Here is a 17,391-nt window from a genome sequence, read left to right on the forward strand (position 1 = left end):
ATGGAACAAATCTCCTTTGGCAACCTTGCCTACCTCCTCTTGCTGTTGGTCATGGTGTTGATCTGGACCATCGGCTCCGGCCGCATCAATCTGGGCCAAACCCTGCGCTACGGTGCAATCTGGGCACTGATCTTTCTCGGTGCGATCGCGGTTGTCGGCATGTGGGAAGACATCCGCAGCACCGTGAAGCCCACGCAAGTGGTGTTGGCAGATGAAGGTCGTATTGAAATCCCTCGCAGCAATGACGGCCATTATTACGCCACCTTGTCAGTGAACGGCGCCGACGTGTTATTTGTTGTTGATACGGGGGCTACTGACGTTGTTCTGAGCCAAGCGGATGCCAGTCGCGCGGGTTTGGATCCGGACAACCTGCCCTACTTTGGACGCGCGATGACGGCCAACGGCGAAGTGCGCATCGCGCCGGTTCGCCTGAAGGAAGTGGCGCTTGGCGGCTACGTTGATCGCAATGTGCGCGCCAGTGTCAACGAAGGTGAAATGAGCCAGTCCTTACTTGGCATGAGCTATCTACAGCTCTTTGATCAGATCACAATTGCAGGCAGCAAGCTGATCCTGACACGTTAACTCGACTTCTTAAGTACTTTCGGAGTCAGCTTTTTTCTGCCAGTTTCCGGATTCTTCAGACCAATACTGCGCTGCACAGCCCGCATCGGTCAGGGTTTTCCACTGTCCCCGCGCATGTTGCACCGCTTCTTGGTCGTGCCCATCAAACAAGATGCAGACCCGCTCTACTGTGTTGACCTCTTCGGCACTCACATCAGCTCCATCCACGCTCATCACGCAGGCAGCTTCATTGGGCAATTCGGTTGTTGTGGTGAGTAGAACCGGCTGCATCGCATCATGCGGACCACCGGCCAGACCATGGGCCAGGAAACTTACGTCACCCAGCATCCACAGTTTTTGATCAAGCCATTCCATGCGACTTTGTTCGCGACCCCGCACGACAATCTTCCACCCGGCCCCGCGCGCCTTTTCCAATAGACGCGGCAGGGTGACCTCCATGGAATTCTGGGTCAGATGGTAGAAATATGCGGCGCCCAAGGCTTAACCCTCAAACTTATCCGCAACCAAGCGGCTGAGAGCGCTGACGCCCCAACCGGTCGCCCCCGCAGGTGCCAGCGCCGTCTCGGATTTCACGCTGGCAACACCAGCGATATCAAGGTGAATCCACGGTGTGCCTTCTTGCACAAAGCGCTGCAAAAATTCCGCTGCCGTGATCGATCCCGCCGGACGGCCACCCACGTTTTTCACATCGGAAATCCGGGACTTCAATTGCTTGGCATACCCCTTCCCCAGTGGCATCCGCCAAGCGCCCTCGCCTTCAGCTTCCGCGGCTTTGAGAAACCCGTTGCAAAGCGCGTCATCGTTGGAAAACACACCTGCATTCTCATGGCCAAGGCCAATGATTATCGCTCCCGTCAACGTCGCCAGATCAATCATAGCCGCTGGTTTGAAGCGCTCCTGAGCATAATGCATCACGTCACACAGCACCAAACGGCCTTCCGCATCGGTGTTGATGACTTCGATGGTGTCACCTTTCATAGAGGTCACAACATCACCCGGACGTGTGGCACGGCCGGACGGCATGTTTTCCACCAAACCAACAAGACCTACCACATTGGCCTTCGCCTTGCGCAGTGCCAGTGCTTTCATGGCACCCGCCACAACACCAGCACCGCCCATGTCCATGGTCATTTCTTCCATGCCTGCGGCTGGCTTCAAGGAAATGCCGCCAGTGTCAAACACCACACCTTTGCCGACCAAGGCCAATGGCGCGTCCTCTTTTTCGCCGCCGTTCCACTGCATCACCGCCACTTTGGAAGGGCTGTCAGAACCTTCGCCCACGGACAGCAACGCACCCATGCCAAGCTCATTGAGTTTGTCTTCCTCCAGTACCTCCACCTCAAGGCCGAGGTCTTTGAGCGCCACCAAACGGTTGGCAAACTCAGTTGTGGTCAAAACGTTTGCAGGTTCATTGATCAGATCGCGGGTGAAGAATGTGCCCTCCGCCACGGCCAACAAAGGGGCTGCGGCCTCTTCCACTTCGTCCGGTTTGCTCACCATCATAGTCACGGCGCGGCCATCTTCTTTGGCCTCGGCCGTTTTGTGATCGTCAAAGCCGTAATCGCGCATCGCAATGCCATAGGCGATATGCGCAGCTTTTGGATTGGTCCCTGCCAAAACGGTCAACGCCGCATTGCCACGTGCTTTGCCAAGGCCAGCTCCCGCTTTGCGAGCATCTTCAACCGAACAGCGGCGCGGCAGGATCACCACATCCACAGCTTCGGCGGCCACACCTGCGGGATAGGACAAGCTAAACACAGTCCCAAGGCTTGCATCTTCTACTTTGTTTTCGCGAACCCGTTCCACCGCTCCTCGGGTCAGCCGGTTCAGACGGCGTGCGCCTTGATCTAAATTGCCCTCGGCCGGCACAAAAACGGCAATGCGCCCTTCCACTGTGCCAATTTCATCCAACTGAGTTTCTTCAAAAGAAATCGTCACAGGGCGCATCACATAACCTCCTAATTATCGTTTTGAAACACCTAACGCGCGCCTTCTCGCTTGACCAGAGCGCATCGCCAGATAGCAGTTTCGCCACCCAAACATTTCCCCTAAAGTGCCGCTCAATAATAAGGTTCGGGGGATTCTTGGCAGGTGAGCAGATTCGACAGATATATCCTGTCGCAATTCCTGACTCTGTTCGGTTTTTTTGCGCTGATCCTTGTATCCGTCTACTGGGTCAATCGCGCGGTGTCGCTGTTTGATCAGCTGATTGCCAGCGGCCAAAATGTCTCCGTCTTTCTGGAATTGTCGGTCCTGACATTGCCCAACGTGATCCGTTTGGTGCTGCCTATTGCCGTGTTTGCAGGCACGGTCTACGTGACCAATCGGCTCTCCTCCGAAAGTGAGCTGACCGTGATGCAAGCCACCGGGTTCAGCCCTTGGCGTCTCGCCCGACCTGTGGCGATTTTTGGCATGATCACGGCGCTGATGTTGTCCGCACTCACACATTTTCTCGTTCCGACCAGCAACTCAGAACTCAGCAAGCGACAAAAAGAGATCACCGAGAACGTGACGGCACGCTTGTTGACCGAAGGCACCTTTCTGCATCCGGCAGACGGCATTACTTTCTATATTCGCGAAATCACACCGAACGGCGTGTTAAAAGACGTCTTTTTGGCGGATCATCGCTCTGAAGGACGCTCAACCTCCTACACCGCATCGGACGCCTATCTGGTACAGGATGAAACCGGCCCAAAACTTGTGATGGTCGATGGATTGGCCCAACTTCACCGCCATGACACCGACACTTTGATGACCACAAATTTCGCCGATTTTTCCTATGATATCAGCTCGCTAATTGATCCCGAAACCGCACCGCGCGCTTCAGCAAAACACTTCCCGTCATGGGATATCATCGGCAACATGGACGCCATTTCGGAACAAACCGGAGAGAGTATTGGCAGCATCACTGAAGATCTTCACGACCGTTTTGCGATGCCACTGTCCACCATTAGCTTTGCCCTGATTGGTTTTGCCATGCTGTTGACTGGCGGGTTCAGCCGCTTTGGCGTTTGGCGCCAAATCATCGCTGCGTTTATGATTTTGGTTGTTCTCGAAGCGCTCAAAAATGCGATCGCAGATCCTGTGCGTTCCAATCCTGACCTTTGGCCAATCATGTATTTGCCAAGCGCGTTGGGCTTCCTGATTGCATGCGGTCTGCTTTATTTCTCCGCTAACCCGGTCCGGTGGCACCGGAGGGTGACGACATGACGGTTCATTTCTATTTTGCGCGTAAGTTTCTTTGGATCTTCCTGGGCATAGCCATGGTGTTCTTTGTGCTGACTGTTTTGGTCGACATGATGGAACAACTCCGCCGCTACGACGTAGAAGCTGTTGGGTTTGAAAAAGTGGTTGGTCTCACTTTGCTGCGCACTCCTGAAAGTCTCTACCAGCTCATGCCGCTGATCATAATTCTTGCGACCATTGCCCTGTTCATCAGCCTGTCGCGCAGCTCTGAACTGGTTGTTGTGCGCGCCGCTGGCCGGTCTGGCATCGTGTCTGTTCTGTCTCCAGCGACGATGGCCCTGGTCATCGGCTTGCTGTCGGTCAGCACCCTCAACCCCATTGTTGCCGCGACCTCAGTCCAATACGAAACGCAAAGCGACATGCTGCGCTCCGGTGGCCGCAGTGCGCTGTCGTTGTCCAAAGAAGGTATTTGGCTTCGACAAGGCGGCGAAGAGGGACACGCGGTAATCCATGCTGGCAGCGCCAACACCGATGCATCGGTTTTCCACGAGATCACCATTGTAACGTATGCCCACGAGGGTGGCCCGCAAAAGCGGATTGAAGCAAATTCTGCTCGTTTGGTGGATGGCGGTTGGGAACTCTCCAACGTCCGAACATGGAACCTAAATGCTGGCCTGATTGAAGGCGCCAAGCCCTTAAGTGAAGCCTCTGTTACGTTTCCCAGCAGCCTCACAGCGGATCGTATCCGTGAGCGTTTTGGCACGCCCTCTTCAATCTCGATTTGGAAACTGCCAGCGTTTATTGCCGAGTTAAACGAGTCCGGCTTTTCCGCACGTCGGCATCAAGTTTGGTTGCAAATGGAGTTGGCGCAGCCTCTGTTCCTAATGGCCATGGTCCTTGTGGCCTCCGCTTTCACCATGCGCCACACCCGCTTTGGCAACACCGGCGTTGCTGTTTTAACCTCGGTGCTCATCGGATTTAGCCTGCATTTCGTGCGCAACTTTGCCCAGATCCTTGGAGAAAATGGTCAAATCCCGGTGTTGCTTGCTGCATGGGCACCCCCAACCGCAAGTGTGCTGTTGGCACTTGGACTGTTGTTGCATATGGAGGACGGATGACGACTTCTCCGCGCTTCTTATGTCCCCTGGTTGCGGTCGCCGCTCTCACCTTGGGATCGCCCTCAGAAGGATTATCCCAATCTGCGTCATCTGGCACACAGCCTTCGCAGAGCGCGCCATCCGAGCCACGTAACGTAGTCCTTGTGGCAGATTCAGTAAACGTGACTGCAGACGGCTTGCTGATTGCCCGCGGCAACGTTGAAGCGCTATCTGATGATGTTCGCCTGACCGCGCGGGAAATTATTTACAACGACACCACAGGCGAGATTGTCCTTAAAGGTCCGATCCGGATCACCCAAGGAGATGAAGCCACAATTGTCGCGGATGCAGCCGAATTGCAATCTGACCTGCGAAATGGCCTGATTCATAGCGCCCGTCTGGTGTTGGCAGATCAAGTGCAATTGGCTTCCGCTCGGATGACGAGGCTCGATGGTCGCTATAGCGTGTTGGACAAAACCACAGTCAGCTCATGCCATGTTTGCGAAACTGGAGAACCACCCCTTTGGCAGATCCGGGCTCAACGTGTGGTGCACGACCAGTTAGAAAAACAACTCTACTTTGACCACGCCAGCGTGTTGGTCCGTGACGTTCCGGTCTTTTACTTCCCACATCTGCGCATGCCGGATCCAACTTTGGATCGCGCACAGGGCTTTTTGATACCGGAGTTCAATCATTCCTCCCTGCTCAACTACGGTGTCAAAGTCCCTTACTTTATACCTTGGGGAACAGAGCGCGACTTGGTGTTGTCGCCCTATTTGTCGTCTGAAACCCGAACAATGGAGTTCCGCTACCGTCAGGCATTTGAAAAGGGCGGTATCCAACTGGAAGGAGCCATTTCTGATGATACAATTCGGTCTGATATCATTCGCGGCTTCCTTTTTGCCGAGGGTCTGTTTCAGTTGGGCCAGGACTACAAGCTGACCTTTGATCTGAAGGCTGTGTCCGACGACACCTACCTGACAGACTACGACTATGCGGACTACGATCGCCTCAACAGCGACATCACAATCGCGCGCGCAAGCCGAACCGAGAACACGCGCTTTGCGGCTTACCACTATCAGACTTTGCGCGAAGACGAAGACAATGACGAAATCCCGTTTCTGGTGCTCAAAGCAGAAACAGAACGGCGATATCTCAACATGTGGGGGGGCGAGTTGCGCACCAGCGTCGAAGCCCACGGGCATCAGCGACGCTCCACCAAAGATGGCGATGCCGGTCGCGACGTCGGGCGTGCAAACGCCAATGTTCAATGGCTTGGCGACTGGACCCTGGGCAACGGCCTCCGAACTGGTGTGACTGGAGCATTGGCGTTTGACGCGTATCGCACCGAAAACGACAGTTCCGTTAGCACCTTTGACAGCGGGCTGGCGCCTTCCGTGGCTGCTTATCTGCGTTACCCGATGTCCAAAACCGGTACCGATGGCGCAACGTACATCTTGGAACCTTTGGCCCAAGTGGCCTGGACCGGCGGGGACACTCTTGAAGTGGCCAATGACGAAAGCACCCAGGTTGAATTTGACGAAGGCAACCTTTTGTCTCTGTCGCGCTTTCCGTCATACGACCGACGAGAACGCGGCCTTTCATCCGCGGTTGGTATGAATTGGTCCCGCATCAGCAGCAAGGGCTGGCAGGGCAGCCTGACATTTGGTCAAGTGATTCGCCAAGATGCGCAACCAGATTTTTCCAAAAGCTCCGGACTGTCCGGAACGTCGTCAGACCTTTTGGTCGCGGGTCAACTCAGAAACCAAAGTGGTTTGTTGTTCACAGGGCGCGCGCTGCTGGACACCAAGGGTGACCTAAACAAGGCTGGTGCACGGCTGGGGTGGTCCAACGACCGGCTATGGCTGGACGCCAGCTACATCTGGCTGGAAAAAGATCTCGTTGAATCCCGCCCAAACGATATCTCTGAGATGAAATTTGACGGCAGCTACCGCCTCAACCGCCACTGGACCGGGATGATGGATTGGCAGTTTGACGCGGTCAGCGGCAAAACCTCCGAAGCTGGTGTTGGCTTGGAGTATCGAAACGAGTGCCTGCGTATGGAACTTTCTCTCTCGCGCCGCTTCTCAACATCCTCTACCGTGCAATCGAGCACCCGGGTGGGCTTTAACGTGGCCTTGCTTGGATTTTCGGTCAATTCGAACGACAAGAGCTATGACCGCAAATGCGGCTGACTGACAGGAAGACAACGTAAAAATGACGCCACGCACCATGATACGCTCAGCGCTCCGCGCACTCGCCAGCACCACGGCCGCCTGCACCATGATGGGCCTGTTTGCGCTTCCAACACAGGCGCAAAATGCTTTTAGCCCCGCTTTTGTCGTCAACGACTCCGTTGTCACGCATTACGAAATCGAACAACGTGCGCGCTTGTTGGTGGTTATGAGTGCACCCGGAGACCCTTTGGAGTTGGCCCGAGAACAACTGGTTGAGGATCGACTGAAGCTCCAAGCCGCCCGACAAACCGGCATCGCGCCGTCCGAAGAAGGCGTCAACGCAGGTTTGGAAAACTTCGCCAAACGGGTGAACATGAAACCCGCTGACATGCTCAAGGCGCTTGCCGCCGAAGGCATCTCTGAAGAGGCTCTGCGTGATTTCATCATTTCGCAAATCGCTTGGGGCGGCGTGGTGCAATCCCGATTTGGGGCCAACGCGGAGGTCAGCGAAGAAGAGATCGACCGGGCCATAGCGCAAAGCAGCGGCCAAGGTGGTGTGCGGGTACTTTTGTCTGAAATCATCATTCCTGTGACCCCGCAAACCCGCGCACAAGTCGACAGCCTCGCTGCACAAATTTCGGAGCTCAAGAGCTTTTCCGAATTTGAATCCGCCGCTCGCATTTATTCCGCTTCCGGTACCAAAGATCAGGGCGGTCACGTGGATTGGATGAATGTCACCAACCTGCCAGCGCCGCTGCGTCCGGTGGTCACTGCCCTGCGCAAGGGTGAGGTTTCCCCTCCTCTGCAACTGCCCAACGCCGTGGCATTGTTTCAGCTGCGCGGCATTGCCGAAACCGGCCGCAGTGCGCCACGCTACTCTGCAGTGGATTACGCAAAGTTCTATGTTCCAGGCGGTCGCACAGCCGATGCTTTGGCAGAGGCCGCAAAAGTGCGCGCATCTGTCGATAAATGTGATGACCTTTACGGCGTGGGCTTTGGGTTGCCAGCAGAGCGCCTATTCCGAGAGACCCAAAAACCCAACGAAATCCCCCGAGATGTGGCCATCGAATTGGCAAAGTTGGACGACAATGAAATCTCGACCAACCTGACCACCGCAGACGGTCAAAATCTCATCGTTTTGATGCTCTGCGGACGGACTGCTGAAATTGGCTCCGAAGAACTATCTCGCGAGGACGTCGCGCAATCCCTGCGAAACCTGCGTTTGGAAAGCTACGCCAACAGCTATCTCAGCCAGCTGCGCGCCCAAGCCCGGATCACAGAAAAATGACCGGCGCGCCCATTGCGCTGACCTGTGGGGAACCGGCTGGTGTTGGGCTGGAGATTGCCGAAAAGGCTTGGTTGGCACTCAAAGATGAGCTGCCCTTCTTTTTGATTGCAGACCCGACCCACCTGCCCGGCACAGTGCCGCATAAACTGCTACAAAGCCCGCAAGAGGCGGCCAAGGTCATGGCTGATGCGCTGCCTGTGTTGCCACATCCCTTTGCCGCAGCCCGCACACCAGGCACAGCGCTGCCGGAAAACGCGGATGGTGTGGTGGACGTGATCGCTCAGGCTGTTGACCTGGCCATGGAGGGCGAAGCCAGCGCCATCTGTACGCTGCCAATTCACAAAAAAGCTCTCAAAGACGGCGCGGAGTTCCCATATCCGGGCCACACCGAGTATCTCGCTGCATTGGGCGGCGTCGACAATGCTGTCATGATGTTGGCGTCTGATATGTTGCGCGTGGTGCCCACCACCATCCACATCCCGTTGTCCGAGGTGCCTGCCGCGCTCACACCGGCGTTGCTGGAAGAGACCCTTCGCATCACTGCCAAAGGTCTGCAAACCCAGTTTGGCATTGCTGTCCCCCGCATCGCGGTTGCCGGCCTTAATCCTCACGCCGGCGAAGGTGGCGCGATGGGTCACGAGGATGCCAGCGTCATTGCGCCGGTGCTTGAGAGCCTGCGTCGTGAAGGTTTTGACATCACAGGCCCCTTGCCCGCCGACACCATGTTCCACGCCGCCGCCCGCGCGCGCTACGACGTGGCTGTCTGCGCCTATCATGATCAGGCGCTGATACCGATCAAAACGCTGGATTTTGACGGCGGCGTAAACGTCACCCTTGGATTGCCTTTTATTCGCACTTCTCCAGATCACGGCACCGCGTTTGACATTGCCGGCACTGGCCAGGCCAATCCGTCCAGCACCATTGCCGCGCTGCGTATGGCGGCACAGATGGCACAAAGCGCTTGACCCTTCATTTGGCCGGAAATATCTCCGCCAAAGGCACACATCTGCGGCTCAGCCGCCAAAACCCAAGGCTAATCCCATGAGCGCCATTGATGATCTTCCCACTCTTCGTCAGGTGATCGACACGCACGGCCTGTCCGCGCGAAAGTCATTGGGTCAAAACTTTCTTCTGGATCTCAACCTCACCGCCAAAATTGCCCGCCGCGCAGGTGATCTCACCGATTGTGATGTTCTGGAAATCGGCCCAGGTCCCGGTGGTCTGACCCGCGGCTTGCTGGCGGAAGGTGCGCGCAAAGTTCTTGCGATTGAAAAAGATGAGCGTTGCATGCCCGCTTTGGCCGAGATCGCAGCCGCCTATCCGGGACAGCTCGAAGTGATCAACGGCGACGCTCTGGAAGTGAACCCGTTGGCCCACCTCACCCCGCCTATCCGTGTTGCCGCGAACCTGCCTTACAACGTGGGCACCGAGCTGTTGGTACGGTGGCTCACACCCAAAGAGTGGCCGCCATTTTGGCAAAGCTTGACCTTGATGTTCCAGCGTGAAGTGGCTGAGCGCATCACCGCTCAACCCGGTTCAAAGGCTTACGGGCGTCTCGCAATCTTGTCTCAATGGCGCGCTAACGCCAACATCGTGATGTCTCTGCCGCCCGGTGCGTTTTCGCCACCTCCCAAAGTGCATTCTTCTGTGGTGCACCTTACGGCTTTGTCGGAGCCGCGCTACCCGGCCGATGCGGCAACACTGTCTCGTATCGTAGCTGCTGCGTTTAATCAGCGCCGTAAAATGTTGCGCGCAGCACTTAAGGGCCAAGCACCTGATATCGAAGACCGTCTGATTGCTGCTGGCATCAAACCCACGGACCGGGCCGAAGTGGTCAGCTTGGAACAATTCTGCGCTTTGGCGCGTTTGATGAAGAACAGCTAAAGCCAACCAAGCACGCCACAGACAGATGTCGTAGAATCGCCAAACCTTGGCGGGTTCTCTCAAGCTGGCCGCTCATTGACTCCCCATATCTGTACCACGCAACAAACTACGACTGTCCATTAGCAACCCTCCTTGATGTGACACCGCTGTAAGTTGTGCGAGCCCTGACGCCTGCACCCCAATTCCCTCTTCCTCCAGTTGGGTGCGGGCGTATTCCGAAATGTCGAACCCTGGCAACTTGTCAAGGATTTCCCCATCTCAATTGAGATAAGTTTTCTATAATTCACAAAGGCTTGAGGCCGTTTGAGGGAGGCTAGATTTCAGGTGAAACTGGTTCGGTCTCATTTCAATTACGCTGCAACCAGCCACTTGGAACACCCCTGACTTGCCACTTATCAGGCCAAGCGTGTTGCGCCACAGGTCGCAAGCCTTCTGTGGATACAACGTCTGGCTGAGTGGTGACTTTCTCAACTTTCCCCCTGCCCGGCGCTGCAAGTCGCGGGCACCTTTGAAACAAATTTGAAGGCCATAACTGGATTGGTCTTTACGCAGAATGCGAGGACCCATTGGCCAAAGATATGCTCCCACTTCAACCGCCTGATGAAACGCTCGTGTACAGCACACGGTCGGCAAAGTTGGTTTTGGAGAGCAGCAACACAGAATTGGCGCAAAATCCAATCTTGCTGATCCCCGGGCCGACACATGTGGATTTTGAACAAGCCAAATACCTGGTCCAAGAGCTCTTGACCGTCCGATCTCAGTCTGGGCCGCCAATCTACCTTCTTCAATGGAACAGCTTCTGGCCCGAGCACGGCCAATTTAGATTTGCTCCCATGATGCGAGAGATGCATGAAAGTGCGCAACATCTTGCGAAAATATCTGGCCCGCCCAACCTACTCACTCTCGGAGCTGGCGCTCTTCTTATGTTGCGCGCCGCCGCAGACCCACGAGGAATGCCAAATGCGAACTCCTTTTCCAGCCTGAGTTTTTTCCGGCCGACCCTTGAAGTTCAAGGACGAGCTCCGAGATTTCGAACTCCTTCATTACCCAAAAAAGTCAGTGTGATAGGGGGTGATATTGATGTAAATTCCAGATACCACCCCTTGTTCAAACGACTGACGGGCAACCCCATTGATCTGTTTGTTGTGAACGACAAACACTGGTTTGTCCGTACTACGTATTCGGCTGTTGAGAAAGGTGCGCAAACACCGCCTGAAATTGGCTTTGCTGGGAATTGGGTGAACAGTTGGCTTGACTGGCTTCCCGATAGGGAAGTGCGCCGCTAGCTGGCCTATACGTCTATTGGCCTTTTGGAAAAACTTGGGTTTCCGAAGGACCTTACTTGCCCTTGAAGCGCAAGTAAGCCGCCCAAGACGCCTTCCTTTTTGCCAAGGCTCTGGGCGACGCGCAGTCCCCGATCCAAGGCGGCAGACACCTCGTCTTGATGCAACTTCGTCACAGCAATGGTCACCAACCTGGTGCCCAAATCACTGTCCAATTGCTGGCTCTCTGCCGTCGCACGTACAATGCCATGATGGCTTGGCAGATCAACCGCATTGGCAATCACCGTTGCCGCCACATCGGCCAAAGCCGCGGAACCTGCCAACACTGAGACGGCATCCGCGATGCCAAAGGACAGGCTGCGCCCCCGCCATCCAGAGGTCGCCACCCCACGAACACTCCCGCGCCCGTGTAACGTTGCGCGGGCGATCCCCCCACCGATGTCGGTCACCATGACGGCCTCACCTTCAAGCACCAAGGCAATATCGCCACCGTTATTGACGTATGCCTTGGTCACGTTGGGAGTCTCGGAAATGACCTGTGCAATTTCATCAGCAACCGCTCCAGCAACCGCCGCCATCGGTGTCACGAAACTGGGCAAGTACCGCGTTACCGCTTCATTCATTACCCTTGCAATATCGCCTCGAAAACATGTGTTGTTTGAGGCCGGTTGGCGAAGGTCAGGTAGTTCGTCCACCAATTCCTGAAGCACGGACTGAAATCGCGTCGCCGCTCTTTGATAGGCTTCCGCCTTGCCAGACCCCCATATTTCTATAACCAAATCAATGGGCCCATGGTGCAGATGCATGCGCTTACCATCCGGTAACCAGGAAATCTGAGCGCCATTTTTCATGGCTTGGGCAATTTGGTTGGGACAATATGTGTCGCCTTCGCATATTCACCACCGGTGGTCAAAATATCCTGGATGTCTCGGATGTGCGTTATATGTCCCCCCAGTTCTTCATATACGCCACGTGGCACGGTGAATTCCAACGGTGCCACAATGGCGGGCGTCGGCACCATTCCAAACGCACCTTCGGGCATCTTGGTCACATCGGCCATCAGCGTGATCCCGCCCCCTGGCCAGACATATGCGTGTGTGCCTCCAACAGTGACTTCGGCCTGCCCGCTTTGCACCGCGCGAGTGAGCTTTACAGGATTTTGCGTCACGCCAGAGCGCAGTGATCCACCTGCCCCCCCCATGAACATCACTGTGCACATTGCCGGTTCACAGTTTTCTGCAATCAACGCGACAGACGGTTTTAAAGCATCCGGCATTTCACATTTTTGAGGAACAAGGTTGGCATCCAATTTGTAATAGGCAGCGTGTTCGCCGGTTGTGCTCACCATAAACAGCGTCAGCCCGTCACGCGCGCCTTTCTCCGCTCGCCATGGTCCAAGAATATCCAGTGGATCCACAATATCTGTGCCGCCCCAGCCCAAGCCAGGGTCCGCCACCTGAAAATATCGTCCGGGTGTGCTGCGGCGGCCTTTGATGCGAATGCCGGTGCTTGGCCAGTCGATGACCTTGCCTGCTTGGTGCTCACTGACAACGCCAGTGATGTGGTCATCCACAACAACAACTTCGTCGACCAACCCTTTCCACTGGCTTGCAAACATACCAATCGTGGCAGACCCGCACCCAACACGCATACGAGCTTCTTTGTGTCCGTCAACAATCGGCGCCGCCCCGGCTTGCACCACCACCTCTGCACCATTTTCGACGGTCAAGTCCACGGGGGAGCGGTTCAACAGGTCCAGCAATACGTCACAGGTCGCGCGCCCTTCTGCTTTGCTGCCTCCAGTCAAGTGATCCACTCCGCCTAGGCTCATCATTTGGCTGCCATACTCGCTGGTCACCATCAGCCCTACGGCCTCACCTTGATGGCGCACCACCGCCCCCTCCACACCCAAATGCCGATCCGTGTCGATCTTCACTTTCACACCACAATAGGAAAAAATAGCCTCGGTCACGACGGTCACACAATCGACACCGTCAATTTCCCGGCTCACCAAAAACGGTGCTGGCTTAAAATCCGGATAGGTGGTGCCCGCCCCCACTGCGGTGACAAACAGATCATCGGTCGACAACCCATCGTGCCAATCGCGCCCCAAAAACGGGCGCACGTCCGTGCCAGCCTCGATGGCCCGGTCCAAAACCGTCAGCGGATCACACCGTATGATTTCTCCATTCACATTGGCGTAGCGGTCACATGCGCCAATTCGACCCTCCGCAATAAAACACATCACCGGACAGGCATCACATCGGATCTTCTCCTCGCGCTGTCTCGGTGACGGGCTCATGGCTTGGCGGCCTTTAACGCTGCCAACACCCGATCCGGTCGGGCAGGCAATTGTGTCAGAACAGCCCCCGTAGCATGGCGTATCGCGTTGAGTATTGCCGGTGCTGTCGGGATCAGCACATGTTCCCCCAACCCTTTGGCGCCCATCGGTCCTTCCGGATCAGGCACCTCAATCAAATGCGACACCACCTCCGGCACATCCCCGATCGTGGGGATCAGGTAATCATGCAGGTTCTCCGTGATGCCTGGGTGAAACTCTTCCATCAACGCCATGCCAAGCCCCTGGGCTATTCCACCTTCGATCTGACCTTCCGCAAGCAATGGGTTGATCACTTTGCCCACATCATGTGCCGCTGTGACTTTTAAGACCTGCACGGTCCCAAGCGCCAAATCCACTTCCACCTCAGCCAATTGCGCCCCGTAGCCGTAAACTGCATAAGGCGCGCCCTGCCCGTCTTTATCCAGCGCTTCGGTTGGCGGATCGTAGCGCGCCTCAGCCCAAAGCACATAGCCATGCGCGTCCTCTGGCAGTTCTTGCAGCGATACGTCTCGCCGCACCGTGCCGTCAATCAAGGTCAGCACGGCCCCCGATAGGGACATCTGAGAGTGCGGACCAACGTTTGCGAGTTGCAAAGCCTTAGATCGCAACGCCTCGGCTGCCAACACAGCTGCTTTGCCGCTCACCACGGTTTGGCGGCTGGCCGACGTTTTGCCGCAATCCGGCGTCACGGCCGTATCTGCATCGATCAGCGTGACATGATGTACCGGAACCCCAAGCGCATCCGCCGCCAACTGCGCAATCACCGTGTTGGCCCCCTGGCCAATATCCATCGCCCCTTGATGCAAACAAATCTTGCCGTCTGCTGTGATCCCGATGCGCATGGTGGACGGGTTTGGCAAGGCTGTATTCCCGCAACCGTACCAACAGCTTGCAACGCCTATTCCGCGTGCTTTCTCTTTCGTCGCCGCGTTAAAGCCCGCCACCGCAATCAGAGCGGCATCCCACCGCGACTGCAATGCGTCCAAACAAGCCCCAATTCCCACTCCAGATAGCTCTTGGCCGCAAACCGTGGGCACACCATCCGACAGTGCGTTCAACCGCCGGAACGCCAAACTGTCCATGCCCACTTGATCTGCCAACTGATCCAACAGCTGCTCCTGAAGCGCTGCTGCTTGTGGCACGCCAAAACCCCGAAACGCGCCGGAAACAGGCCCATTTGTGTGGATTGCGCGCGCCTCGGCCTCATAGTTTGGCACAATATAGGGTCCGCTGGCATGCACCGGCACCCGCACCGCAACGGTTGGCCCCCAACTGGCATAAGCGCCGGTGTCAAAATCCCCGTCAAACGTCATCCCGACCAGCCGTCCGTCGATGTCCGCGCCAATCCTGGCCTGCATCTCTGCCGGATGGCGTTTGGTACTCGCCATCATGCTTTCGCCGCGAGAATAAACCATCGCACTTGGGCGCCCGGTTAGCAACGTCACCAAACCGACCAAAGGCTGCACCGTCACATCCAGTTTGGCGCCAAAACCACCGCCCGTGGCCGCAGGTCGAATGCGCACTTTTTGCGTCGGTAGCCCCAAAACCTTGGCCGTCGTTTGTTGGTCCAAAACCGGCGCCTGCGTACAGGCTCGAATGTTGAGCACACCGCCGTCCATCCAAGCCAGACCCGCTTCCGGTTCAATATAGGCATGTTCCACATGCCCTGTTCGCAATGTGCCTTGCACAACATGCGCAGCATTTCCCAGCGAAGCCTCTGCGTCCCCTCGACGGACGACGCCTGCAATCAATTGGTTTCCAGCACGGTCCAAATGAAGTTGGCGGGCGCTTTCATCACGTGCTTCTGTTGCTGTCTCAAAAGAATAAGATGGTTCCCAACACACAGGAAAGCTGCCCAAATCCAAATTGGACACCACATCTTTGCCTCCGGCGACCAAAGCCACCGCCTCGCCGACCATACGGACCTCAGCCTCAGCCAACACCGGCTGGTCCGAAAACCGTTCAATCACGCCGAAGCAATTTTCACCAGGAATGTTCTTAGCGGTAAATACACGCACGTCATGCGTCTTGGCCCAGCCCTCAATATCGCCAAAGGCAAAACCTGCGGCGGCATGCGGACTGCGTAGAGCCCGCACCCAAAGCGCCCCGTCAGGAACAATATCTGCACCAAACGCCTCGGTTCCCATAACTTTTGCAGCTCCGTCCAGCCGCTCGACACGCGCGCCAACAGCTTTGCCCGCATCCGGTTCTGGTCCAGCACCACTGCCCGCCGCATCCAGAACCGCATCAATGATTTTTGTATATCCCGTGCAGCGACACAGCACCCCGCTCAGTGCCGCTTCCACTGCCGCTCTATCTGGCGACACATTCTGTCGTATCAATGCCTCCGCTGCCATCACCATGCCGGGCGTGCAAATCCCACATTGTGCGGCACCATGGCGCAAAAACGCGCGCTGCAACGCGTTTGGGCCAGCGCGTCCAACACCCTCGATGGTCTCAACCGAGCGCCCGGAGATCTGCGCCACAGGGGTTAAACAGGCACAGGTTGCCTTGCCATCCACCAACACAGTACACGCGCCGCAATCCCCGGCGTCACAGCCTACTTTTGTCCCGCGCAATTGTAAGTTATCCCGCAAGACATCGGACAAACGGCGCCCCATTGGCACGTCTATAGATTGGGGTTCACCGTTGACCTCAAAGGAAATCATGGGATCTCCTCAATCACATCGTGCACCGCGCGACGCACCAATTCTACGGCCGCGTCACGTCGATAATCCGCGTCGCCACGGACATCCGAGATGGGCGACAAAACGTCCCCAAACTTATCTGATTGTACCAATTGGACAGCACTCGAAAGTTCACACCCAACCAGCACATTTTCCAACGCTGACACGCGACAGGCGACCGGTCCACAAGCGCCGACAGACACAGCCGCGGCTTTGATCACTTTGGCCTCGACCTCAAGAAGCACGGCGGTCATTGCAATGGAAATCACCAAATGTTTGCGTGCCCCCAATTTTAAGAATCGGCTGCGTCCAACTGCACTTGCCTCCGGGATCAAAACAGACGTCACCACTTCGTCTTTCTCGCGTGAAATTTCTCTCGGGCCGGTCACAAACTGCGCCAATGGCACCTGACGAACCCCACGTTCGGACACCAATTCCACCTGCGCATCTAATGCTAACAATGGCGGCATCCCATCCGCCGCAGGGGATGCATTGCAGATGTTCCCCGCAACCGTCCCGGCATTTTGAACCTGAATGCCGCCAACCTCACGCGCGGCTTGTTTGAGCATGTCAAACGCGGCTGGCAGCGGTGCGTCACACACATCCCGCCAGGTTGTTGCGGCCCCAATTCGCCAACCGGTGCCAGTCTTTGAGATCCCGCGAAGCTCGGCAATCTGCGTAATATCCAAAACACTTCCGCACAGCTCTTGCGCTTCAGAGGCCGCAAACACATCAGTGCATCCCGCCACAAGTTGCACGTCTGACCTCGCCAAAACAGCGAGCGCGTCTTTCAACTTGCCGGGGCGATGGTAAATCCCCATGGTGACCTCTCAAATCGTCAGGGCGCGGCACAATAACTTGTGTGT

14 protein-coding genes are annotated in these 17,391 nt (G+C 56.2%); 8 read left to right on the forward strand and 6 right to left on the reverse strand.

What is annotated here, in order from left to right:
• Positions 1–582 (forward strand): retropepsin-like aspartic protease family protein, encoded by a 582-nt coding sequence (locus tag QOL67_RS04875; RefSeq protein WP_283424848.1) that lies wholly within the window; start codon positions 1–3, stop codon positions 580–582.
• A 9-nt stretch (positions 583–591) separates the two neighbouring features.
• Here QOL67_RS04875 and QOL67_RS04880 read toward each other — a convergent pair whose 3' ends face one another.
• Positions 592–1,059: a DNA polymerase III subunit chi gene (locus tag QOL67_RS04880; protein ID WP_283424849.1), complete on the reverse strand. Its 468-nt coding sequence runs from the start codon at positions 1,057–1,059 to the stop codon at positions 592–594.
• A 3-nt stretch (positions 1,060–1,062) separates the two neighbouring features.
• Positions 1,063–2,529 carry a leucyl aminopeptidase gene (locus QOL67_RS04885; protein WP_283424850.1) on the reverse strand — a complete coding sequence of 489 codons (1,467 nt, stop codon included), beginning with the start codon at positions 2,527–2,529 and terminating at the stop codon, positions 1,063–1,065.
• 144 nt (positions 2,530–2,673) lie between these two features.
• On the opposite strand from QOL67_RS04885, the gene lptF reads away from it, so the two are divergent.
• From lptF to QOL67_RS04920, 7 genes are all read left to right on the forward strand, one after another.
• The gene (lptF, locus tag QOL67_RS04890) at positions 2,674–3,792 is read left to right on the forward strand and encodes an LPS export ABC transporter permease LptF (protein WP_283424851.1); all 1,119 of its coding nucleotides are present in this window, start codon (positions 2,674–2,676) and stop codon (positions 3,790–3,792) included.
• Entirely contained in the window at positions 3,789–4,886 is a 1,098-nt protein-coding gene (gene lptG / locus QOL67_RS04895; protein ID WP_283424852.1) for an LPS export ABC transporter permease LptG, read from the forward strand. Before lptF ends, lptG begins: the two co-directional genes overlap by 4 nt.
• 143 nt (positions 4,887–5,029) lie before the next feature.
• On the forward strand, positions 5,030–7,060 hold the full coding sequence (locus tag QOL67_RS04900; RefSeq protein ID WP_283424853.1) for an LPS-assembly protein LptD: 2,031 nt from the start codon (positions 5,030–5,032) through the stop codon (positions 7,058–7,060).
• A 22-nt stretch (positions 7,061–7,082) separates the two neighbouring features.
• Complete coding sequence (locus QOL67_RS04905; RefSeq protein ID WP_283424854.1) at positions 7,083–8,330, forward strand: peptidylprolyl isomerase; 1,248 nt, start codon at positions 7,083–7,085, stop codon at positions 8,328–8,330.
• A complete protein-coding gene (gene pdxA, locus QOL67_RS04910) occupies positions 8,327–9,295 on the forward strand; it encodes a 4-hydroxythreonine-4-phosphate dehydrogenase PdxA (protein WP_283424855.1) in 969 nt (322 codons plus the stop codon). Before QOL67_RS04905 ends, pdxA begins: the two co-directional genes overlap by 4 nt.
• Before the next feature lie 76 nt (positions 9,296–9,371).
• On the forward strand, positions 9,372–10,214 hold the full coding sequence (gene rsmA, locus QOL67_RS04915; protein WP_283424856.1) for a 16S rRNA (adenine(1518)-N(6)/adenine(1519)-N(6))-dimethyltransferase RsmA: 843 nt from the start codon (positions 9,372–9,374) through the stop codon (positions 10,212–10,214).
• Between the two features lie 566 nt (positions 10,215–10,780).
• Positions 10,781–11,500 carry a hypothetical protein gene (locus tag QOL67_RS04920; RefSeq protein ID WP_283424857.1) on the forward strand — a complete coding sequence of 240 codons (720 nt, stop codon included), beginning with the start codon at positions 10,781–10,783 and terminating at the stop codon, positions 11,498–11,500.
• 5 nt (positions 11,501–11,505) lie between these two features.
• On the opposite strand, the gene QOL67_RS04925 is transcribed toward QOL67_RS04920, so the two are convergent.
• From QOL67_RS04925 to QOL67_RS04940, 4 genes are read right to left on the reverse strand one after another with little or no spacing between them, the layout of a single operon-like run.
• On the reverse strand, positions 11,506–12,348 hold the full coding sequence (locus QOL67_RS04925; RefSeq protein WP_283424858.1) for a UPF0280 family protein: 843 nt from the start codon (positions 12,346–12,348) through the stop codon (positions 11,506–11,508).
• Positions 12,345–13,799 carry a 6-hydroxynicotinate reductase gene (locus QOL67_RS04930; RefSeq protein ID WP_283424859.1) on the reverse strand — a complete coding sequence of 485 codons (1,455 nt, stop codon included), beginning with the start codon at positions 13,797–13,799 and terminating at the stop codon, positions 12,345–12,347. The genes QOL67_RS04925 and QOL67_RS04930 overlap by 4 nt, the downstream gene beginning before the upstream one ends.
• Positions 13,796–16,507, reverse strand: coding sequence for a molybdopterin-dependent oxidoreductase (locus QOL67_RS04935; protein WP_283424860.1), 2,712 nt, complete (start codon positions 16,505–16,507; stop codon positions 13,796–13,798). The genes QOL67_RS04930 and QOL67_RS04935 overlap by 4 nt, the downstream gene beginning before the upstream one ends.
• Entirely contained in the window at positions 16,504–17,346 is an 843-nt protein-coding gene (locus tag QOL67_RS04940) for an FAD binding domain-containing protein (protein WP_283424861.1), read from the reverse strand. Before QOL67_RS04940 ends, QOL67_RS04935 begins: the two co-directional genes overlap by 4 nt.
• Between the last annotated feature and the right edge of the window lie 45 nt (positions 17,347–17,391).

Source organism: Shimia sagamensis (assembly GCF_900182745.1).
In the GTDB taxonomy this organism is placed as follows: domain Bacteria; phylum Pseudomonadota; class Alphaproteobacteria; order Rhodobacterales; family Rhodobacteraceae; genus Shimia; species Shimia sagamensis.